Below are 22,561 nucleotides of genomic sequence, written 5' to 3'. Positions count from 1 at the left end.
CGGAATGCTTGCACTGGTGCGGGGGGCTGTCAATGCGGGGCAGAATTGATGAGGTGGCCCGTGAGGAGCAGGACTGGGGAAATGGCGCAGCTCTGTAGCCCTTTTTCTTAGCGCGGCTAGAATCCGAATATATCGAAGCCATGCTTTGCACGGCTATCTAAAGTCCTTAGAATTTGCACACTCATTTTCAGCTAAATCCTTCGCGGAATTCTATGAATCATCTAAATGTCGCCAAGCAAGCGCTCATCGCTCAGGCGCAGGCCATCAACGAACTCGCTGATCGTTTGAGCGGTGAGTTCCAAAAGGCTGTTGAGCTTTTACTGGGCTGTGAAGGCCGCGCTGTGGTGTGCGGTATGGGGAAATCAGGTCTCATTGGCAAAAAAATGGTGGCGACCTTCGCCTCCACAGGCACGCCGAGCTTCTTCTTGCACCCTGCTGAAGCGTTCCACGGCGACCTTGGCATGTTGAAACCAGTGGATGTGCTAATCCTCATCAGTTACAGCGGCGAAACCGAGGAAGTGATCAAGCTTATTCCGAGCCTCAAGTCGTTCGGCAACAAGATCATTGCCATGACCGGCAACGGTAAGTCCACCCTGGCCAAGCATGCCGACATTTGGCTCGATATCTCGGTTGAACGTGAGGTTTGCCCGAATAACCTGGCACCCACTACTTCCACCTTGGCAACGATGGCCATGGGTGATGCCCTCGCAGTGGCATTGATCGAAGCCATCCAGTTCAAACCCTTGGACTTCGCTCGTTACCATCCCGGAGGCAGCCTTGGCCGTAAACTGCTGACTCGGGTGAAGGATGTGATGCATTCACCCGCCCCGGTTGTTACGCGCGCTACGCACTTCCACGATTGTCTACTGGTGATGACTCGGAGCCGGCTTGGTCTGGCAGTCGTTTTGGAAGAGGATCAGTTGATTGGCATCGTGACTGACGGCGACCTGCGTCGCGGGTTGCTGGACAATCCGGGCATCACTCAAGAAACCGTAGCGCAATTCATGACCGGGAAACCGCATACCATTCTTGAAGATGCGCAGCTCTCCGAGGCCGAGGCCTACATGCTGGAGAACAAAATCAGAGCACTGGCGGTCACGAGTGCTGAGGGCGCAGTGGTAGGCGTGGTCGAAATTTTCGATTAGTCGTTATCTCGACCACGCCAGAAGGCATCACTTCAATCGAAGAGGTCTGCCTTACTCAATGACACGCCCAGGCAATCTTTAGCGGAAAGCGAGGGCGTGTAATCGATGGGCCACTTGATCGCGACTTCCGGGTCATCCCAGGCGATGCAGCGCTCGCTTTGAGGTGAATAGAAGTCTGTCGTCTTATAAAGAAACTCTGCGGTTTCACTCAGTGTGACGAAGCCGTGAGCAAATCCCGGTGGAATCCACAATTGGTTGTGGTTCTGCTCGGACAGCACGGCGCCTACCCATTTGCCAAAAGTGGGGGATGAGCGGCGGATATCGACCGCGACATCGAAGACCTCACCCTGCACCACACGCACGAGCTTGCCCTGAGCATGCGGCGGCAATTGGTAGTGCAAGCCGCGCAGCACGCCCTTCGTCGAGCGAGAGTGATTATCTTGCACAAACGCTGCTGACTGGCCGGTCATCTCACTGAAAAGGCGGGCGTTAAAGCTCTCGTAGAAAAAGCCGCGCTCGTCGCCAAACACCTTCGGTGTGAACAGGAAAACTTCCGGGATGGCCAAAGGGATCGCTTTCATCAGAAGATTTTCTCTTTGAGCAAGTTTTTCAGGTACTGGCCATAACCGTTCTTGAGAAGAGGCTGGGCCAAACGCTCAAGTTGCTCGGCATCGATCCAGCCAGCGCGATAGCAGATTTCCTCCGGGCAGGCCACTTTGAGGCCCTGGCGACGCTCCATGGTTGCGATGTACTGGCTGGCATCCAGCAAGCTGTCGTGCGTACCGGTGTCTAGCCATGCGTAACCGCGGCCCATGATCTCGACATGCAGTTGTTCTTGCTGCAGGTAGAGATTATTGAGGTCGGTAATTTCCAGCTCGCCGCGTGCGGACGGTTTGAGGTCGCGGGCCAGGTTCACGACTTGGTTGTCGTAGAAATACAGGCCGGTCACTGCATAGCTGGATTTCGGAGTGGTGGGCTTTTCTTCCAGCGACAGCACACGACCGGTCTCGTCGAACTCGGCTACACCGTACCGTTCTGGGTCTTGCACGTGGTAAGCGAACACCGAAGCACCGTCATCGCGCTTACCGGCATTGAGCAACAGCGACTGGAAGTCGTGGCCGTAGAAGATGTTGTCGCCCAGTACCAATGCGGAAGGGTCGTTGCCGATGAAGTCGGCGCCGATCGTGAATGCCTGCGCAAGGCCATCCGGGCTCGGCTGCACCGCATAGGTCAGGTTGATACCCCACTGGCTACCGTTGCCAAGCAGCTGTTCGAAGCGCGGCGTGTCTTGAGGTGTGGAGATGATCAAAATGTCGCGAATACCTGCCAGCAGCAAGGTGCCGAGCGGGTAATAGATCATCGGCTTGTCATAGACAGGCAGCAGCTGCTTCGAGACCGAAAGCGTTGCAGGATGCAGACGCGTCCCGGAACCACCAGCCAGAATGATCCCTTTACGATTGGTTGCGTTCATTTGTTCAGAGCTTCCATGAGCATACGGGTTACACCACTTTGCCAAGCAGGCAAGTGCACGGAGAAGGCGTGGCGAAGCTTGGTGGTATCCAAGCGTGAATTCAATGGCCGACTGGCGGGCGTCGGGTACTCGGCAGTGCTGATCGGATTTACGGCCTGGACCGCAAGCGCCTCGCCATGATTCCGAGCGCACTGAATCACATAACTGGCGTAATCATGCCAGGTGGTTTCACCTGCCGGAGCCAGGTGATAGATCCCGGCCAGTTCCGGTTTGTGCCAAGCCTGTTGCAGCGCCACAACTGCCACATCGGCGAGCAGGTCCGCGCCGGTAGGAACACCTACCTGATCAGCGATGACATTGAGCGTGGGTCGGTCCTTGGCCAGTCCAAGCATGGTCTTGGCGAAGTTGTTGCCACGGGCAGCATAGACCCAGCTGGTACGAAAAATCAGGTGTTTACAACCCGACCCCTGAATCAGCTGTTCACCCTCGAGTTTGGTTGCGCCATAGTAGTTGACCGGCGCAACCGCGTCGGTTTCCTTCCAGGGCGTAGTGCCTGTGCCATCGAACACATAGTCGGTGGAGTAGTGAACCAACCATGCATCCAATCGCTTGGCCTCCTCGGCCATGACCTGACTGGCCAGCGCGTTGATGGTATGAGCGGCCTGGCGGTCGCCTTCGGCCTTGTCCACTGCGGTGTAGGCGGCGGCGTTGACGATCACTTGTGGTGACACGGCACGGATGGCATGGCGAAGTCCTTCGAGGTCGGATAAGTCTCCAGCCAGCTCCCCGTAAGGCGTAGCCGCACGATGCCGGTCGAGCGACACCACTTCACCCAATACGCTCAGTGCGCGCCGAAGCTCCCAGCCCACCTGGCCATTCTTACCGAGCAGAAGAATTCTCATGCTTGGCTCGTACGTTTGGCGTAATTGTTATCGATCCACTGTTGGTAGCTGCCGCTTTTGACGTGGGCGACCCACTCGGGGTTGTCCAGGTACCATTGGACAGTCTTGCGAATGCCCGATTCGAAGGTTTCTTCCGGCACCCAGCCAAGCTCGCGCTGGATCTTGCTGGCGTCGATCGCGTAACGCAAATCGTGCCCGGGCCGATCCTGAACGTACGTCAACAATTCGACGTGAGGGCGGAATTTCGAGTCGGGGCGCAATTCGTCGAGCAACGAGCACACTGTCCGCACTACTTCAATGTTCTGTTTTTCGTTGTGACCGCCGATATTGTAGGTTTCACCTACTTCACCCTCAGTGACTACCTTGTAGAGGGCACGGGCGTGGTCCTCGACATAAAGCCAATCGCGGATCTGGTCGCCTTTGCCGTAAATCGGCAATGGCTTGCCTTCCAATGCGTTCAAGATCACCAGCGGGATCAGCTTTTCCGGGAAATGGAACGGCCCATAGTTGTTGGAGCAATTGGTCACCAGCGTAGGCAGACCATAGGTGCGCGCCCAAGCACGGACCAGATGGTCCGAGCTGGCCTTGCTGGCCGAGTAGGGCGAGCTTGGCTGGTAGGGGGTCGTTTCGGTGAAGAGATCCTCCGGGCCTTCGAGGTCGCCGTACACTTCATCAGTGGAGATGTGATGGAAGCGGAACGCAGCTTTGCGGTCTTCATCCAGCCCCATCCAGTAACCACGAGCAGCTTCGAGCAGGGTGTAGGTACCGATGATATTCGTGTGGATGAATTCGGATGGGCCGGAAATGGAACGGTCGACGTGCGACTCGGCAGCCAGGTGCATGACAGCATCCGGTTGGTGCTCACGGAACACGCGGTAGAGTTCAGCGCGGTCGCAGATGTCGACGCGCTCGAAGCTATACCGATCACAATCGCCGACTGACTGAAGCGACTCCAGATTTCCTGCATACGTGAGCTTGTCGACGTTGACGACCGAGTCTAGGGTATTGGAAATGATGTGCCGCACGACTGCCGAGCCAATGAAGCCGGCACCACCTGTTACTAAAATCTTCACGAGAATTTTCTACCTTGACGTTCTGACAGGGAGTGGGAACCCGCGTAATCCATACGCGCATGGCTTGTGTATAAAACACATCGCACAAAAGTATACCGGATCGACGAGTCCCTTCGGCAACGGTAATGGCGCTCAGTTCCGCTTCTCAGCAACTAAAACCGCTGTTGATTTATGCATGGAGGGGGTTGCTCTTAAGCCGTGGTTTCAGAGATACGCAGCCTGCCGGCCGCGAAGCCCAACTACGCGTCTGAGGTGGCATTGACCTCTACCCGACAGAGCGTCGCCTGCCATTTTCTGTGTGCAGCGAGGCATTTGCACGTAGACAGCGACCAAGTTATCGGCAAGACCGAGAAGCTCGATAAAGCGGTGACATCCCCGCACAGTAAATAAAATGACAATATGACAACGAGCCTGCAGAGGAGGAAGAGGAGTGGATGACGTAAATTTGACGAAAGCTGCCAGGATTTACGAGGGAGCTCAGCGGGCGCGATAGATTCCAAAAATGTATCACGCGAGAGGAGTTGAGCGTTGCCAGTGCGGCAAATGTAATGTATTTTTGAAGTTTGAAAAATTAGGTCCAGGTCGGCAATGGAAATTTTTTATAAGAATGACGATGTAATTATTTCTAATAGTTTTTATGATAATGAACTTTTAGTTATCTCCTTCTGCCCCCTTATCGATGAAAAGCAGGCCATGACTAAAGACAGTGGCTTTGGTAAGGTGTTTTTCGAGAATAAAAAAATTTCGTGCATCTATGTGATACCTACGTGGAATCATTGGTATCAGTATGAGTACATTAAAGATGCGCTTGAAATTATTAAGATCTTGGCTAAAAATTTCAAAAAGGTTGTCTTGTATGGTGTAAGCATGGGCGGGTATGGCGTTTTAAAATACGCTAACTACTTGAATGCCTGTGATGTAATCTCTATTTCGCCACAAGCTGCGCTAATAGGAAAGCAATCTGAGTTCGATACTAGGTTTCTCCAGTTCTGGAATAAGATAGAGTATAAGTCTGACAGTTGGCATGCTGAGCCAAACTTTCCGATGAATATAACCATCTTCTATGATCGCGACCACCTTGAAGACGGCCGTCATGCTGATATTGCCGCTCATCATATCAAACATGCCAAGCTGATAAGCTTGCCGTTCTCAGGGCATGAGGTATTTGCAGTTCTAAATGAGGCAGGTATTTTATCTGACTTCATTTTTTCGTTGCTCGGTGCAAACGTCGATTACGCAGAATTGCTTTCCAAGTACAGACGAAACCGTGCGAAGTCAGGTGTTGCGTGGATGTACGCTGCGCGTAATTCACTTGCTAGAGGTCGTATAAATGCCGCTACAAAGCTCTATAGAAAAGCGATAGATGTTATCGAATGGCGTAAGTCGAACGGTCTGACCCTCGATTCAGCCAAAGCGAAGATGACATTGTTAAGTTTTGTAGATTTCTGCTTTTTAACAAAAAACTACGCGCTTTTCAATGAAATGTATCAGCGTTTTTCTAATCGCAAGATAATCAACGTCGATTTGACTGAACGATATATAGAGTGCTGCTTTCTAAAGGGCGACGGAAGCGCTTTCGTTACTGCTGTTCAAGAGTTGGACAAGTCTGGGAAAACGAGGTCATCCAAGGTGACAAATTTAACTCAGCAAGCCATCGAACAAAGTATTGCAACGGCTTCTGATTTTTGTTGACAGCGAGCGAGGCGGCGTAAGGAACATGATTGACAGGAAAAAAACAGGCTGTGGTATCCTAACGTTCAACCGCCCTCATTTGCTACTAAAGCTTTATGAGTCGCTGCCGCACAATATTCTGGATGTGGTGTATGTAGTAAACGACGGTGAAAGGTATGATGCTTTTAGCTCAATTCCCGAACACGCTATGCACCACAACCCCGAAAATATCGGCGTTGGCAAATCAAAGAACAAAGCATTGCAGTACTTGTTAGATCAAGGGTGTGAACATGTTTTTTTAATAGAAGACGATATATTCATCAAGGATGAAAGTGCCTTTGAGGCTTATGTCGATGCCTCGAGACGCTCTGGGGTCCAGCATTTGAACTTCAGCCAGCATGGTCGGATGAATAAAGCCAGTGATGGAACACCCAAGCCTATTGCAAGCGTGGTGTACGATGGCGTGGCGACGATCATGTTGTACAGACATTGCGTTGGAGCCTTTTCTTATTATTCCAGAAGCTCCCTACTAGCAAGTGGGCTGATGGATGTTGACTTCCATAATGCCTTAGAGCATGTCGATCATACGCTGGATATCATCAAGCACTCCATGCATCCACCTTTTTGGTATTTCGCTGATATCGTCGATTCAGGCAAGTACATCGGGGATGAGGAGTGGAGCCCTGAGCAGTCAACAATTAGCTCAGATGAGCGCCATCAGCGCCAAGTCACTCAGGCAATACAAACCTTTACGGCTAAGCACGGCTGCGCGCCGAGCGAACTTCCCATCGCTTCTTCATCAGAGGTGCGTGAGAGCCTACTCCGTATAAAAGAGCTGTATGGAACCAGGCCTGAGACGGGTACTATGGAATCAGAACCGCTTCTTGAACTGATGATGTGATATCTGCTGCATGGTTTAAAAAAAGCTAGTTTTGCCGACGCTGAATCAGGCTACCCCATAAAAGTGCGCTTAAAAACGATCTTTATGCCTTTGAGCTCAGGCAGGCCAGATGGATATTTGACATGTCCATCTGGCTTAATTACGTTGCTTACAATATCGTCAAAACATTCCTGATAGGATTACGATGTTGGGGGCCTGCGAGGATTTGGCTAATCGCCAGATCGAAACCTTCCACATTAAAAGTATGCAGCTTGCCCGTCACAGGTACTTGGAGCTCTAAATTTTTTAGTTCATCTGGAGAGCTGAAGAACGCTGCATGGTGAAGAGAGTTTGTTACGCTTTCGAGTGATTTGTTTTTGTAAATAGCCAGCGGTACGCCATACATCTCGTATTCAAGTACACAGGTCGAGACGGTGGATATACCTGCCTTTGCATGTTTGATGAGTTCTTCTGTCGTATCGATCGAGTGGAAATAAATTTCCTTGTCGTGACCGTAGCGCAGTAAGTTGGAAGGTTTGGAGTCCAGCATATAATGAATCAAATTTTGCTTGTTGAGTTCTGCTGGATGGGCAGCCCACACATACAAATTTTGAGGGTTGGCTCTTGCTAGTTCAAATAATGACTGAGCAAGGGTTCGTTGATCTTCGAAGTTGTAAAGGTACCAATTGGTATTTGTTGTAATGACAGTGTAATCAGGCACGACGGGTGTGCCTGTTTTCTTTAGAGAGACATCCCGGTAACGTGGATACCCTACTTCGGCATTATCGAACCAGCTCACTTGATGATCGGCGAAAGAAGGTACTGGATAGCCTGCGCCCAACGTATGAGACGCTGTGTTAACAAATGCTGAGTCGTCTGATAGGTTGAATCCAATTTGAAACAGGCCATGTGGCACTTCGATGATCGGCATGTTCATCACTGCGCAAGCTTTCAGAACCGACAGGATTTCCGAATTCAGCACAGGACTGATATGCCCGACCGTCGTAATTGCAGCGGAAAAAATACCGATGAGCATGATTGCAGACTTGGCGTCTGACGTGATCTTGATATTCGAGGGAAGATTGTAGTCGGTGACTAAATTATAATCGCGTTGTGGTGAGTTGTTGTAGATCAGGTAGTCGAATTTTGAACCCGTGGCGGACAGAATCGCAAGTTCCACTTGGGAGAAATTGTTTGTAACGTAGAGAATCGTCGGTTTGGAGATTTTCTGGTGAGGGGTGTAGGATTTAATGGCGATACTCATTGTTCACCCAGTACATGTTGTTTAATCACGGATTCCCTTGCTTTTAGGGAAACTCGATGCAGAATTTTCGGATCTTTCACAAGCTTTTCCAACAGGGTAAACCACTCGCCCTGAGACTCGCATAACCACCCGTTCACACCATGCGTTATCGCCTCTTTGAATTCATCACGAGGACTAGCGATGACGGGAACACCTTGCGAACCACATTCGATAAATTTAATGTTCGATTTGGCATTGTTGAAGACAGTATTTTCCAGTGGGGCAAGAGCTATGTCATGCTGTGAAATAACATTTAGCATTTCATTGAAGTCAACCCGGGAAATTGTCTTTACATGTGGATTGAATATCTCGATAGGTGCCGAATGACTTCCTGTGTTGCCCAGGAATGTAATTTCAAAGCTGTCGGGGTAGCGTTGTGCTAGCTTTACCAGCGGGCCTTGAGCAATCGAGTAATCCTTTTTGTGCGTAGCTGTACCGGACAGATACAGGATCTTAAGCTTACGACGAGGTAAGTCGTTCAGTCTGACCACACAATCTTGTTTCGGACGCACCATGCTCGCAATGATTTGATTTTTATGGACTTCTACAGGCTTCGACAAATGCTGCATGGCTTTTGCAATAAGCTCTGTACTGCAGCGAAAACCATCCGCGTAAAGCAGAAAGGCCGATTTGCCCATGATGTTGTTTCTTGCAGCGTCGACGGAGCGGCCGTCGCTTGACCTGACATGGCCGAGATATTCTGCGTGTTCGGGTACTAGAAGATCGTCGTAGTCGAGGATAACCTTGACGCCAATGTTTTTAGCCAGTTCGATCAGGTATAAAGAAGTCTCGTTGTGCTCGGGTCGTGAGAAAATCAGCTCTTTGCAGTTAAAGATGGCACGAATAAGCTTTAAGATTTCAGTTTTGCCGTGGTAAACCAGATTTTTCTTCAGCTTATGCGATTGAAAAAGGCAGCGGTACACGAAAGAACCATCGCGACGTGGAGCACTCGACAGAAACAAGGTTGCTTCATGGTCGATATCGAATGTTTGAGGATGCTTCAGCAGGCCAGGTCGCTTGATCTCGCGCGACTCACTAAAGCCATAGGTGAAATAGTGGTCAGCAGCCAGCATGCCACTTTGTAAAACATCGGGGTACTTTTCAAAATATTTTTGCTGATTGATTACGCACCGATAAATATAGTCAGGTTCTATGTCCTGCCGATCGCGCATCAGTTGTTCGACAAATTTTTTGTTAGGGTCTAGCGATGGGATGAATTTCAAGGTTTTCACCTTTGCAACGATGTTTCCAACGGGTGGGGCTACCTGTTCCAGCTTAGGCGTCTCGCTACCCACAGTGCTTGAATTTTTGAGTGTGCCGGGTGCGCTTGATGATTTTGGCTGCAGGGCATTCGATGTTTTCTTGATGGTCACGACAGTTCCTTCGCCCTAGCGGCTGAGTTAGCTGTTAAAGAATATCTTACGCTGTTCCGGAGCTCCATTGAGCCTCTTGGCGGCAATGCTAACGCTCCGTAGGGACCGCTCAAGTAGTCCAGGGATATTGACGGGTTGTAGAAAGGATCGGGGAGGCTAACATTCGCCCATTTTTCCATAAACTTTCTTTGCTCTCTAGCTGCTCTTGCCTTCTTTTCAGCTGTGGCATCTTTACCTCTACTCGCCGACTCAGCATGAATCAGCTGTGCAAACGCGCTCCATACGCAGTGCAGACCCTTCTGCTGGATCCTCAAGCACAGATCCACATCATTGAAAGCGACGGGAAATGCGCGCTCGTCCAATCCATCTACTGAATCGAAGACTGATTTGCGCAATAGTAGGCAGGCTGCTGTTACAGCACTTTGTCGGCGGGTAATTTGGTTCATGCCCAAATAGCCAGCATCTTGCTGTTCCAGATCGTTGCCGGTGTGCGCCGCCAACCCGTTAATGCCAACGACCACACCGCCGTGCTGCACCATTCTGTTTGGCCAGAGCAACTTCGCGCCCACAGCGCCAACGCCAGGACGAAGCACCTGTGCAACCATCTCCTTCAACCAACCGGCTTCAATGATTTCAATGTCGTTGTTCACCAGTCCAATCAGCTCGCCAGTAGCGAGGCTCACAGCGCGATTGTTGATGGTCGAGTAGTTGAACGGGTAGGGATGCGACAGTACGGTGACACCACGCGTGGCCAGCTCGGTCAGATAAGTCAGGGTTTGCGGGTCGCTTGATTGGTTGTCGACAACGATGATTTCCATGTTGGGGTAATCAGTATCGTTCAGCAGCCCCTCAAGGCAAGCATGCAGCAGTTTGTACTGGTCCCGCGTTGGCACCACCAGGCTCACCCGTGGCAACTCAGCCGGCAGTGGCCAATGGGCTCTGAGCAGTGCCGGGTAGTTCGGTACTTGGCTTACGATAGCGCCAGGCGCTAGCTGTCGGCACAGCCATTTGACTGCCTGCTGCCTTTGTTTACAAGGCCGCGCCTGTTCGGGGCTGGCAGGGGTATGGGCTGCGCGGTGGTACAACACGAGTGGGAGGTGTGTAACGCAGGCCTGGGCATTTTGCGTAGCCAAGGCAATGCCGGCCGTAAAGTGGGACCAATCCACCGACGCTTTCGTCGTATCGGCCGCGAGCAATGCCAGCGCTTGGCTGACGAAGCTGCTGCTGTAGATAGCGCCACAGGTGAAAACATCGGCGCCTATGAAGAGGTCGATGTCCCACACCGGTTTCAGCCATGGCGAACTGCGTTCGCCATCCGGGCCGTCTCGGTCGCAATCTGCATAAGCCCAGGCACTCCCGTCGTCGAGCAAAGCGCTCAGTTGCGCGAGAGCGAAGGCAGCCAAATGATCGCCAGCGTGTATTGGAAGAATCCGGTCACAGCCAGCCTCGATCAGTTTTTCAAGGGCAGGCGCCAAATCGGCCGATGGGGCATAAGCCAGTTCATGAACGTTTTCAGGCTGACTCTCGAGGCTTAAAAGCGTGCGTTGTTCTAGGGCAATATCCCCCCCGCTGATCAACAGCACACCGACTTTGCCTTGCAGGGGCGGCGCGTCTTTTCCGTCCAAACGTTGGAACGCCTCGAACCACTGCGGGTAGCTGTCCCAGCCGGCACTTTTGGGCAGGCGGATGCTTTGTTCTTTGGCAACTGCACTCAACAGCTCAAGCGTCGCTGCATCCTGGGTGGGGTTCAACTGTCTGATCAGCCCTTCCACACCCTCCGGCCAGCAGCACAAGTGGATAGGACTGCCTGCCAGTGGTTCTCCAAGATCGTTGGTGATGTCCAGAACATGCACCTTGCCATCGGCCAGTGCCCAAGGCAGGTCAATGGCAAAACCGTGATCGCTGGTGGCGCGATACGCCAAGGCTTGGTTGTGCTCGTTGCACGAGGCCTGCCCGACCACCTCACCGCCTTCACGAATCGTCACTTCCACATGCCGATTCGGTGCCTTCGGGTCCCAGCACCAACCTCCAACCCGTAGGCCGCCGGTGTGCCAGACTTGGGATGCGATCGAAGCGCTGTCTTCGCCAGGCGTCGTCGGAAGGGTGAGTTGCCCTGGCAATACGAAAGACCTATTGGCGATGTGAGCAGTGATCGAGCGTGCTTCATCGAGCCAGCGCTCACGCAGTTGCACAGTGAAGCCATGGTATTGATCACCCGCAGGTGCAGTGGGCTCGTATTGATCGGCGCGCACCAATGCAACGCTCGCACCATCTATGAACACTTCGACGATCGGGCGGTGCTCCGGGTGCGAATTGTCCATTGCCCAGCCGTGCAGTACATCACCTTGAAGGCCGAGAATGGCGCCGCTGAAAGCGGGAAGGGTGAGAGGCTGGGCCGTCTGCGGTTGATCGAGAAGGTGTTCGGTCATCGGGACGGGCTCTGGGTAAAAGGCAAAGAGGTAAGGGGGTGGGCGCCTGCTTCGCTCGCCAGCGGGTGGGCACGGGCGAACAGCGGTACACCCAACTGCGCTGCCAAGCCCGGCGCTATCCAATCGCCCCCAGGGTCCTGAGCCAGGCTCAGCACGGCATCGCATCCAGCAGCTCGAGCCCGCTCGGCCACGCTGAAGTCGTGCAGCTCGGGCAGCACCTGAAAGCAGCCAACAGCCCGCAGTTGCTTGAGCCCTGGACTGTCGTATTGGGCGAGCAAGCGAATGGGTAGCTTGGCGCGACCGATATGCCGGGCGATGTCCAGCCAGGATTGGACAGTGGCGGTATCGCGAAGGCTGTCACCGATCACGAAAGATTGCGGCGGATGGGCAGGTGCCACAGTATTTAGTGCGCTAGTTTCGACAACTAGGTTGGCTCCGGGTAGGGCCTCGTCGTAGCGGGTCTTGAGCGTTCGCCAAAGCAGCTGAACGCTGACCGCTTCACGGGCGAAACGCTGCCAATCGTAATCGCCTTGCTGGTCGAGCAAACGGTCGTCTTGGGGCTGGACACGGTACGGAACGTCCAACAGGGTCGGCAGATCGCATAAGGCTAGCGGGCAATTGGTCAGGTTCTGGAACGCGATTGCCTGCACCGGTAGATCGCGCAAACAGTCAACGAGGCGGGTGAAATCGCCTGGCAGTTCGAATTCAAGCTGTAATGGCGCAGGGCGCAATGGCGCTGTCAACAGCACCCATGTTTGGTGGCTACTCTGATGGTGGCTCAGGCCGAATTCGACATTTTTGTCAGTGCCGTCGTGAATGTGGAGCGTTTTCTCGGTATCCGCTTGCCAGTATGCATCACGCGCGCGCGCAGGCTTGTTTGCAAAGCACCCAAAGCGCGCCTGCTGGAGCGCTTGACGTGCGGTTTTTATGGGATCGCGCAGGCAAAACGCTTCATAACTCGATGAAGCGTCAGGGTAACGTTGCCGCAGGATGGCATTGTTGTTCGCTACGCGCATGACCTTCTCGGCACCGAACGAAATGCCGCCTTGGTGCGCCACGAATACGTTCGGCGCCCCCATGTGACGCCACCCTTGCCCTCGTGCCCGCAAGCACCAGTCCGTCTCCTCGCCATAGCCTCGCGCCAGATGCACTTCGTCCAAGTAGCCGACGTCGTCCAGCGCGGCTCGCTTGATATACAAGCAAAACCCGCAGCCCGTTTCGATTTCCATCGGCGCGCTGTCTACTTGCCGCGCCAGTTCGTCGAGCTCAGCGTGGGCTTTGGCATCCGGCATGTCGTGACAGATCCGGCTGCTTGGAAAGCTCATCAACTCGCCGTTATTGGTAAAGGGCGTCACCGAAGCAATGTCGCTGGCGCTGTAGGCCACAGCATGCAATCGATCGAGCCACGCTCCGTGAACCCGGGTGTCAGCATTGAGCCACACCACATCCTTGGGGGGGCTCAAGGCCATGGCCCGATTCATGCTGCGGATGAAACCCAGGTTCACCTTGTTTTGCACCAGCGTGATCTTGCCTTTGCCTGCGAGCACTTTGAGGGCTTTGGCCAGCGCGGGTACGGGGGTTTGGTCTTCTATGACCACCAGGCGGTGCGGCGTACGGTTCAGCTTGCGAGCATCGAGCGCGCTGTTGATGCACTCGAGCGTTTCCTCGAGGCCGTCATATACGGGAATCAATACGTCGACCGGGTTCTTCTTGCCATCGCCCTTGCTGGCAGGGGCGGGCGGTACGAACGCCGGCATGGCATAAACGGGACTTCCTAGCAGGGGTGTACCGTTGGCAAACGAGACATGCACGGCTGGCATGGGATTGGGCACGCTTACTCTGATTCCGCCATGCGTATCGGGCAAGCCTGCCACTTTCAGCAATGGGTGGATGGCGTTGGCAACCATGCTGATCCTTCTGCCGTCAACCTCGATCTGCAAGGCCGCTGGCACTTGCAGGTTTTGCAGGTCGATCGCCCACCCTTGAATCTCTTTATGCTCTGGCACATAGCGCACCACGCCCAGGGTACGTGGGGCCTCGTGCTGCGCAGCCAGCAGCTTCAACACAAGACCAAGTTCCTTGCCCGCGTCTATGTCGGGCAGGTGAGCGAGGATGATGCGCCGCAGTTCGGCAGGTGTTTCCGATTGGCTTCTGGCCTCCCACAGCGTCAATCGCAGACCCAAGTCATTGGGTTGCGTCTTCCATGCATGAGTGAGGTAACGAGTAGCCAGCGAAGGACTGCCTTGCGCCAGTAGGCTTCTACCGACCAAAGCGTGGATGTCTGCCCGCTCGGGAAGAGCTTGAGCTGCTTCTGCGAAAAATAAAAAAGCCAGCTTGGGCGTCTGCGGCAGTGCCGCGATGCCTTTCCACACCAGGGCTTCCGGCCGATAGGCGGGAACCTGCAGGGCACGTTCCAAAGCGGCGGCTGCCGCATCGTGCTCATCGGCTTGACGATGGCGGTGGAAAATATCCATGAGCGTCTCTCGCCCACGGTCGAGTTGTCTGGACATAAGCTTGGCTTAACGGCAAGAAATAAAAAGAGGGGCGACCCGAAAGTCGCCCCTTTTCACATACATCCGGCCTTGCGACCGGAGGTACGTTTCGCTACGACAGGGCTAGTTACACCTGGCCGTGCAGCACAACGACGTTGTCGATGTGTTCAGCGGCTTCTGGCGAACCGATGATGCTCAGAGCAACGTCGGTGTGGTTCAGACCGCCTTCCAGCTGTGCAGTCCAGAACTCTTTGCCAGCGGCGTCGGCGTCGCGACCCAGAGCGTTGTTGTACAGCGAATCGATGAACTCGCTGGTCGACTTCTGAGCAGCCTCTTCCGAACCGACGATGTACTTGGCAACGTCTGCGCGGCTGGTGCCGTTGAACAGCGCGGAAACGTAGGTTTCCAGGCCGGATTCGTCAGCGTCGCGGCCCAGTGCGCTGGTGTACAGCTCACGGACGAAGTCGCCGTTCGACTGGTCGAGGTTCTGAGCTTCTTCGGAAACCGAGATGAAGCCAGCAACGTCGGCCAGGGTGCCGCCGGTAGCCAGGTAGTTCTGGAACAGGGTGGCGCCGTCTTGGTCAGCGTCGCGACCCAGCAGAGCGTTGTACAGGTCGTTGATGCTGTCGCCGTTGGCAACGCCAGCGTACTCGGCCGAGTTCAGGAACTGGTTGGCGATCACATCCAGAGTGGTGCCTTGGTTGACTTGGTCAACGAAGAACTTGGCGCCATCTTGGTCAGCGTCGCGACCCAGCAGGCCTTCGAACAGACGCAGAGCGGAGGCTTCTGCATCGCTGTGAGCCAGGGCAACGGTTTCGACTTCGTCACCGTTGACGAACGACAGGAACTCAGCGTCGGTGATGGCGGCAGTTTGATTGCCGGTCAGGTTGACGTTGAAGTTGTTGCCGGTGGTCAGGGTGTAGTCGTCGCGCGAACCGTCCAGTTGCACCACGTCGTAGCCGGCGCCAGCGTTGACGATGTCAGCGTGGTCGGAGCCGCTCAGGATGATGGTGTCGTTGCCCGAACCGGTGGTGATGTTGTTGTTGCCCAGGCCAGCGATAACGGTGTTGTTGCCGTTGCCGGTGGTGATGGTGTCGTTGCCGTCGCCAGCGTCGATCAGGGTGTTCTGGTCGCCTTTGACGTTGATGACGTCGTCGCCGTTACCGGTAGCTACAACCAGTTGGATGTCGGAAGTGTCGACTTCGACCGGAGCCAGTTGAGCGGCCAGGACTTGTACGTCGGCAGCGCCAGCGGTGGTTTGACCTTGCAGGTCGACAACCAGGTTGGCATCGCTTTGCAGAACGTAGGCGTTGACACCAGCGGATTCTGCAGCGGCCAGGTCGACGACGACTTGGTCACCTTGAGCGCCTTCGACTTCGCCGTAGACGATGTCAGCAGTGCCGGAGGCTGGCAGTTGAACGGCATTGCCAGTGATGCCGGCGATGTTGACGTTCTCAGCGGTGTCCAGGTTCAGCAGGCTGTTGATCGCTGCCAGGGTGCTGTCGGACAGGTTGGCGCTGGTGGCGCTCAGGCTGGTTTGCAGAGCGCTGCTCGAGACGGGGCTATCGTATTGCATGGTGTATTCCTGTTACTTCAAGCCAATTGGCTTACTGCAATAGTGTTCTGCTGTGACGCAGAGTTTTCCCACGGAGACTTAAGGCGGGCAGCGTTCATCTTCGTAACGGGGGTAACGGCGAGGTGCAGCGCCACCAACGGCTCATTGCCGGTGGGGCCATGCATCATCTGACTGGCAACCAGGCCTTGTGGTTCGGCTGTGCCGAAGGCCACAAGGCCTGTCAATTCGTAATGCTTACGCATCGGCCCGACGAGGCTGAAGCCTGCGCCGATCAAGGGCAGCCCTTGAGCGCGCGCACCGACTGCGGTGCCTGTGGAGACGTTGCGGCAAGGACCGGAGCCGGCCACCATGCAGGTGTACACGAGATCGATCCCAACCGGTTTATCGACCCAGTCGATTGCAAAAGATTCAACGAAATCTTCGGCGCCTGGTTTACCCACGTAACCGTCGTTGGAAACGACTTCGCCACCGGCTTTCAAATGCGCGGTGATGGTGATGGGCAAAGGTGCGTCTATCGCGAGGCTCTGGCCTGCGTCGGGCGTAGCGACCACGGCATAGGTGCGCATGATGGCGGGCGAGGTGTCGATGCGATCGATGCGCAGGTCCACCGGTTCGATCACTTCGTCGAACATGTGGTACTCGGTGATCAGCACCGTCGTGACGCCGGCCTTGACGCGGGCGACGATGGTGTCGCCCAGCTTGGTCAGCATGTTCTTGCTGACGCCTTCACCGGGGAAGAAATCGATCGAACCTTTGCCTAGGGGGGCTTGCTGGAGGGCGATGCAGACGGGCTTGTCAGCGGGGGGCTGAGAGGCGTACCTGAAGATGTACATGCCCGGTTCGAGCAAGGTGACTCTTGAACTGATCTTCAGGCCATCGAGGGTCTGTGACGGCATAGACATGGCGTTGTTAAGCTCCTTTAAGCAGTAACACTGGTAGCTAACTTGCTCAAACCCGTGCATACACTAAACGGCCATTGAAGGCTTCCTGCGAGTGGCGAAGATGCCGCTAGAGGAAAGGGATGTCAACTGAGAAATCTAAAAAAAAATTAATATCATCAGGGAACTTAGTTATAAGCGCAGTCGTCGCGGGGGACCTGTTTGCAATATCCCAGCGTGCCGCTAGGGGTTAGGGTATTTCTTAAATTTCGTTTAAAATCAATGGTTTGAGTGATTATTTAGTTTAAATTTACTTCTTTTGATGTTTTTTTGGCGATTTTCCCATTCCATTGGTTTTGTAGTGCCGTTGGTCACCTTCGCTAAGCATGAAAAGGGTGTGCTATTTAATTTCATCTTCGACGCCAAATTTTCCTGGGACACTCTCCCGTCAAATGAACAATCCACGCCTGGCGCAGTCTCATGCGCCGCGCTCTTGGGTGAGTGTTACACTGCCCGCCGCTTTCGCCATTCTTCAGTATGGATGCCATGAGTTATCAATCTGACAACAACCTGCAAGCTGCCCTCAGAGCCTGCAAAAGCAGCTTCCTCTCGGTAGGCTTTTTCAGTTTCTTCGTCAATGCCCTGATGCTGGTACCCACCTTCTTCATGATCCAGGTGTCGGGTCGTGTGGTGCCGTCCAGCAGCACTTCGACCTTGCTCATGCTGACGCTCATCATGACGGTGCTCGTGGTGACGATGGGTGCCTTGGAATGGGTGCGCTCGCGCATCATGGTCCGCATCAGCAACCGGTTGGATGTGTTGCTCAGCCGCGACGTATACCGCGCGAGCTTCAAGAAGGCGCTCACCAGTGGCGGCGCCGATGCCACAGCCCAGTCGCTCAACGATCTGACTTCGCTGCGGCAGTTCTTCACCGGCTCGGGTCTATTCGCATTCTTCGATGCGCCTTGGTTCCCGATCTATACGCTCGTCATGTTCCTGTTCCACCCATGGTTCGGCTGGATCACGCTGGGGTGCGGCGCTGTGCTCACCGTACTGGCGGTCGTCAACCATCGGATGACCGGCGCGGCATTGGCCAGCGCCAACAAGGAAAACGTCGCCTCCAATGTCGTCACCACCAAGACTCTGCGTAATGCGGAAGTCATCGAGTCGATGGGCATGCTCGAGACGCTCATGGACCGTTGGGCCAAGCGCAAGCGCAACATCATGTTGTTGCAGTCCGAAGCCAGCGATAAAGGCGGGATCGTCAGCTCGACTTCGAAAACCTTCCGTACCTGGTCGCAGTCGATCATGCTCGCTACCGGCGCCTACTTGGTGATCACCCACCAGATCAACCCAGGGCTGCTCATGGCAGGATCGCTGCTGTTGGGCCGGGCGCTGGCGCCCATCGATCAAATGATCGGTAACTGGAAAGGCTTCGTCGCTGCAAAGGTTCAGTACGATCGCTTGAGCAACGTGATGGACGACCTGAAAAAAGAACCCGAGCGCATGCCGTTGCCTGCGCCCGAGGGGCATATCCAGGTGGAGAGCCTGATCGTTGCGCCACCCGGTTCGAAAACGCCGGTCCTGCGCAGTATCAGTTTCGTCGCGCCGGCCGGCTCCATCGTCGGCATCGTCGGCCCGAGCGCCGCAGGCAAGTCGACCCTGGTCCGTGCGTTGATGGGCATCTGGCCGCCCCAGTCCGGCGTGGTGCGCCTCGACGGCGCAGACATCGCGGCGTGGGACAAGCACGCGTTAGGGCCCTATGTCGGTTACCTGCCCCAGGACATCGAACTGTTCGAAGGCACCATCAGCGAAAACATCGCCCGTTTCGACAAAGTCGACCCGGAAAAGGTCGTGGAGGCCGCGCAAACCGCCGGCGTCCACGAAATGATCCTCGCGCAGCCCGATGGCTACGACACGCTCATCGGCAGCGAGGGCGTCAACCTTTCGGGCGGCCAGCGTCAGCGCATCGGCTTGGCCCGTGCGTTGTACGGCAAGCCGCGTCTGATCGTGCTCGATGAGCCCAACTCCAACCTCGACGAAATGGGCGAGAAGGCGCTTGGCGTTGCGCTGCAGAAGGTCAAGCAGAGCGGTGCGACGGTGTTCATCGTCTCGCATCGCCCGAACATCCTGTCGCGTCTGGACCGTGTGTTGGTGATGTCGGCCGGCACCATCACGATGTATGGCGAGCGTGACAAGGTCATCGCCCAGTTGGCGCAACAGCAACAGCAGCAAGCGGGCGCCCAGCCACGCATCGCCAAAGGGGCACCTGGCGCCGGGCCGACCGGGCCGGGTGCTCCGGCAGCGCCTTCGGCACCGGGTGCTCCTGCTGCGCCTGCTTCTGCTGCCGCTGCACCGGGCGCTCCCGCTGCACCTGCTTCTGCTGCCGCTGCACCGAACGCTCCGGCAGCGCCTGCCTCGAGTTCTGCCGCGCCGAGCGTCCCCGCTGCACCCGCAGCCGGCGCCGCCGCGCCAGCCACCCCCGCTGCACCTACACCGCCCGCCGCACCCACCGGGGGCAACCCCGCCGCGCCGTCCCCTGCAAACCCGAACGGCGTGTGAAAGGACTTCATCGATGACTAGCAAAGACATAGCCCGGTTCGAACACAACTTCGATGACATGCCTACGTCCGACCGCGGTATCCGCCGCATCGGGATGACCATCGTTCTGGTGACCTTCGGTATCTTCGGTACCTGGGCCGCCTTCGCGCCTTTGAGCAATGCTGTGCACGGCTCCGGCTTCGTGACCGTGCAGAGTTACCGCAAAACCGTTCAGCACCTGGAAGGTGGCATCGTCAAGGAACTCCTGGCTCGAGACGGCGACAGCGTCAAGAAAGGCGACCCCGTCATCATCCTGGACGAATCGCAGCTGAGCTCCGAGTACGAATCCACGCGCAACCAGTTGATCGTGGCACGTTACAAGGAAGCGCGCCTGCGCGCCGAGCGCGATCAGCTTGAGACCATCCCTGAGGTCAAGCTCACGGGTACCGATTCCGGTCGTGCCCAGGAGGCGCTCGCCGGTGAGCAGCAAGTGTTCGTCTCGCGCAAGGCTTCGCGCCTGGGCGAGATTTCGGTGCATCGCGAACAGATCAGCCAGCTCAAGGCACAGATCGCCGGTTTGGAAGAGATGATCCGTACCAAGCAAGGATTGGAGAAGTCCTACAGCGGCGAAATCGTCCAGCTCAAGGACCTGCTGGCCCAAGGCTTCGTCGACAACCAGCGCCTGCTCGAATCGCAGCGCAAGCTCGACATGCTGCGCACGGAAGTGGCCGACCATAAGTCGAACATCGCCAAGACCAAGCTGCAGATCAGCGAAACCGAATTGCAGATCGTGCAGCTGGACAAGAAATTCAACGCCGATGTGGCCGACGAGCTGTCCCAGGTGCAGGCACAGGTCTTCGACCTCCAGGAAAAAGAGGCCGCGTTGCAGGATCGGCTCTCGCGCGTGGTCATCCGCGCTCCGGAAAGCGGCATGGTTCTGGACATGAAGGTGCACACTGTGGGAGGTGTCGTGCAGCCGGCTACGCCATTGATGGATATCGTGCCACTGTCATCCGAATTGGTGGTCGAAGCCAAGGTGTCGCCGATCGATATCGATCGACTGGAACTGGGCAAGACGGCAGATATCCGCTTCAGCGCCTTCAATAACGCCACCACTCCGGTCATCGAGGGCAAGCTCACGCGCATCTCGGCCGACCGTTTGACCGATGAGCAATCGGGCGATGGCTACTACCTGGTCCGCGTCAACGTGACCGAAGACGGTATGAAGAAGCTGGCCAACCGCAAGCTGCAACCGGGTATGCCTGCCGAAGTGCTGATCAATGCCGGCGACCGTACCATGCTCCAGTACCTGCTCAAGCCGGCGCGCAACATGTTCGCCGAATCGATGATCGAGGAATGATTGTGCTGCGTTCGTTACCCGGTGTAGTGCTCAGTCTCGCCGTCGCCCAGGCCATGGCCGCGGAACCGGTGGTGCCCAAGGACGTGCCGCCCAAGCCGGTGTCGGCTTCCACCTATGCGTTGGATTTGGGGGCGCTGTACAAAGAGGCGCGGCTGGAAGACCCGCGTGTGCAAGCGGCTTTCCTGCGCGCCCGGTCGGCCACCGAGCAGCAGCGCGCGGCGTTGGGCGGTCTGCTTCCGCAACTGTCCGCCAGCAGCAGCGGCAACCGGATCCTGCGCAAGGACGAGGCTTCGCGCGAGGTCTACAACAACAAAAGCAATTCGCTGACCCTCACCCAGTACCTCTATAACAAGACGGCCTGGGAAGGTTGGCAGAAGTCCAAGAGCGTGACGCGGCAGCGCGGCGAGCAAGCCGAAGATACCCACGCCGAAGCCGCCGTCGAACTGGCCAAACGGTATTTCGTGGCTTTGGCAGCCGACGACGAACTCGAGCTGGTGCAGGCCGAGCGACGCGCCACGCAGAAGAACCTCGATCGTGTGACGTCGATGTTCGAGCAGCAGATGGCCAAGATCACCGACAAGCTCGACCTGCAAGCGCGGGTGGATTTCCTCGCGGCCCAGGAGGTCGAAGCACGCAACCAGGTTCAGGTGAGCCGCGAGGCGTTGTCCGAGCTGGTGGGGCGGCCGATCACCGAACGCTTGAGCCGGGTACGCAACGACGTTGCGCTGGAAGCACCGCCCCGGCCGCTGGAAAACTATGTGACCCAGGCGATCGGTTCCAACCCGCTGCTCAAGTCCTATGAGTACGGTGCCGAGGCTGCCGAGGCCGCAGTGCGCGAAGGCAAGGGCGGGCACTATCCGCAGGTGTCGCTCAACCTGACCGCCCAGCGTAGCGACGTGGGTTACGACAACACCCAGACGCCGCGCAGCGACAGTTATGTGGCGAGCGTCGGGATTTCGTTGCCGTTGTACAGCGGCGGCTCGACTTCGGCGCGGGTGCGTGGCCTCTACGACGACCAGTTGGCAGCGGAGCAGGACATGGAAGGGGTGCGCCGCCAAGTGGTCAAGGAGACCAAGACGGCATACCTGACCGCACAGGCCGCCGTGGAGAAAATCAGTGCCAACCGCAATGCGTTGTCCTCGGCGCAGCAGTCGAGCATCGCGGCGCAAAAGGCCTTTGCCTATGGGGTGGTCAACGCGGTGGACGTGTTGAACAGCGTGCAGGCCGAGTTCAAGGCGCGTCGGGATCTGCTGAAATCGCAATACGACTTCATCACCAACCTGTTCATGTTGAACCGCTGGAGTGGACAGCTGAACCAGGAGAGCGTCGACAGCGTCAACGTCTGGCTCAGTCCGGAGCCGGACAAGGGCTTGCCGGGTGGGGATCTGGCCAAGGCCGATACCAAGCGCTGAGTGGGCGGGGCAGGATGGGGAGTGCCTGACAATCAAGGTGCAGAAGGGGCCTATG

General features: G+C 55.8%; 15 protein-coding genes and 1 pseudogene. 6 read left to right on the top strand and 10 right to left on the bottom strand.

All coding sequences use genetic code 11. The features are described from left to right. Positions 1-212 precede the first annotated feature (212 nt). The gene (locus tag AA0Z93_RS01975) at positions 213-1,145 is read left to right on the top strand and encodes a KpsF/GutQ family sugar-phosphate isomerase (RefSeq protein WP_413046626.1); all 933 of its coding nucleotides are present in this window, start codon (positions 213-215) and stop codon (positions 1,143-1,145) included. A gap of 32 nt (positions 1,146-1,177) precedes the next feature. Here AA0Z93_RS01975 and rfbC read toward each other — a convergent pair whose 3' ends face one another. From rfbC to rfbB, 4 genes are read right to left on the bottom strand one after another with little or no spacing between them, the layout of a single operon-like run. After that, positions 1,178-1,726, bottom strand: a complete 549-nt coding sequence (rfbC, locus tag AA0Z93_RS01970; RefSeq protein WP_413046627.1) for a dTDP-4-dehydrorhamnose 3,5-epimerase — start codon at positions 1,724-1,726, stop codon at positions 1,178-1,180. Further along, on the bottom strand, positions 1,726-2,616 hold the full coding sequence (gene rfbA, locus AA0Z93_RS01965) for a glucose-1-phosphate thymidylyltransferase RfbA (RefSeq protein WP_413046628.1): 891 nt from the start codon (positions 2,614-2,616) through the stop codon (positions 1,726-1,728). Before rfbA ends, rfbC begins: the two co-directional genes overlap by 1 nt. Further along, positions 2,613-3,518: a dTDP-4-dehydrorhamnose reductase gene (gene rfbD, locus AA0Z93_RS01960; protein ID WP_413046629.1), complete on the bottom strand. Its 906-nt coding sequence runs from the start codon at positions 3,516-3,518 to the stop codon at positions 2,613-2,615. The genes rfbA and rfbD overlap by 4 nt, the downstream gene beginning before the upstream one ends. Continuing rightward, entirely contained in the window at positions 3,515-4,591 is a 1,077-nt protein-coding gene (gene rfbB / locus AA0Z93_RS01955) for a dTDP-glucose 4,6-dehydratase (RefSeq protein ID WP_413046630.1), read from the bottom strand. The genes rfbD and rfbB overlap by 4 nt, the downstream gene beginning before the upstream one ends. Positions 4,592-5,179: 588 nt before the next feature. On the opposite strand from rfbB, the gene AA0Z93_RS01950 reads away from it, so the two are divergent. Both AA0Z93_RS01950 and AA0Z93_RS01945 read left to right on the top strand, forming a co-directional pair. Then, a complete protein-coding gene (locus AA0Z93_RS01950) occupies positions 5,180-6,283 on the top strand; it encodes a hypothetical protein (RefSeq protein ID WP_413046631.1) in 1,104 nt (367 codons plus the stop codon). Between the two features lie 25 nt (positions 6,284-6,308). Continuing rightward, on the top strand, positions 6,309-7,163 hold the full coding sequence (locus AA0Z93_RS01945; RefSeq protein WP_413046632.1) for a glycosyltransferase subfamily GT2 protein: 855 nt from the start codon (positions 6,309-6,311) through the stop codon (positions 7,161-7,163). A gap of 148 nt (positions 7,164-7,311) precedes the next feature. Here the strand turns inward: AA0Z93_RS01945 and AA0Z93_RS01940 are convergent, their stop codons facing one another. The 6 genes from AA0Z93_RS01940 to AA0Z93_RS01915 form a co-directional block, all read right to left on the bottom strand. Continuing rightward, positions 7,312-8,406: a hypothetical protein gene (locus AA0Z93_RS01940; protein ID WP_413046633.1), complete on the bottom strand. Its 1,095-nt coding sequence runs from the start codon at positions 8,404-8,406 to the stop codon at positions 7,312-7,314. Then, positions 8,403-9,818 (bottom strand): glycosyltransferase, encoded by a 1,416-nt coding sequence (locus tag AA0Z93_RS01935; RefSeq protein WP_413046634.1) that lies wholly within the window; start codon positions 9,816-9,818, stop codon positions 8,403-8,405. Before AA0Z93_RS01935 ends, AA0Z93_RS01940 begins: the two co-directional genes overlap by 4 nt. Continuing rightward, positions 9,815-12,247, bottom strand: coding sequence for a glycosyltransferase family 2 protein (locus AA0Z93_RS01930; RefSeq protein ID WP_413046635.1), 2,433 nt, complete (start codon positions 12,245-12,247; stop codon positions 9,815-9,817). Before AA0Z93_RS01930 ends, AA0Z93_RS01935 begins: the two co-directional genes overlap by 4 nt. After that, on the bottom strand, positions 12,244-14,721 hold the full coding sequence (locus AA0Z93_RS01925) for a glycosyltransferase family 2 protein (protein ID WP_413046636.1): 2,478 nt from the start codon (positions 14,719-14,721) through the stop codon (positions 12,244-12,246). Before AA0Z93_RS01925 ends, AA0Z93_RS01930 begins: the two co-directional genes overlap by 4 nt. A 145-nt stretch (positions 14,722-14,866) precedes the next feature. After that, positions 14,867-16,315 (bottom strand): DUF4214 domain-containing protein, encoded by a 1,449-nt coding sequence (locus AA0Z93_RS01920; RefSeq protein ID WP_413046637.1) that lies wholly within the window; start codon positions 16,313-16,315, stop codon positions 14,867-14,869. Positions 16,316-16,332: 17 nt separating this feature from the next. Next, complete coding sequence (locus tag AA0Z93_RS01915; RefSeq protein ID WP_413048367.1) at positions 16,333-17,211, bottom strand: hypothetical protein; 879 nt, start codon at positions 17,209-17,211, stop codon at positions 16,333-16,335. 528 nt (positions 17,212-17,739) lie between these two features. On the opposite strand from AA0Z93_RS01915, the pseudogene AA0Z93_RS01910 reads away from it, so the two are divergent. From AA0Z93_RS01910 to AA0Z93_RS01900, 3 genes and pseudogenes are all read left to right on the top strand, one after another. Further along, positions 17,740-19,491 (top strand): annotated as a pseudogene (locus tag AA0Z93_RS01910) (type I secretion system permease/ATPase); the annotation flags it as partial. A gap of 277 nt (positions 19,492-19,768) precedes the next feature. Then, positions 19,769-21,094: an HlyD family type I secretion periplasmic adaptor subunit gene (locus AA0Z93_RS01905; protein ID WP_413046638.1), complete on the top strand. Its 1,326-nt coding sequence runs from the start codon at positions 19,769-19,771 to the stop codon at positions 21,092-21,094. Further along, positions 21,091-22,506: a TolC family outer membrane protein gene (locus AA0Z93_RS01900; protein ID WP_413046639.1), complete on the top strand. Its 1,416-nt coding sequence runs from the start codon at positions 21,091-21,093 to the stop codon at positions 22,504-22,506. The genes AA0Z93_RS01905 and AA0Z93_RS01900 overlap by 4 nt, the downstream gene beginning before the upstream one ends. Positions 22,507-22,561: the final 55 nt, after the last annotated feature.

The organism is Pseudomonas phoenicis (genome assembly GCF_047302395.1).
GTDB lineage: Bacteria > Pseudomonadota > Gammaproteobacteria > Pseudomonadales > Pseudomonadaceae > Aquipseudomonas.
The sequence above is the reverse complement of the archived record's forward strand: the minus strand, read 5'-3'. Positions and strand labels throughout refer to the sequence as shown.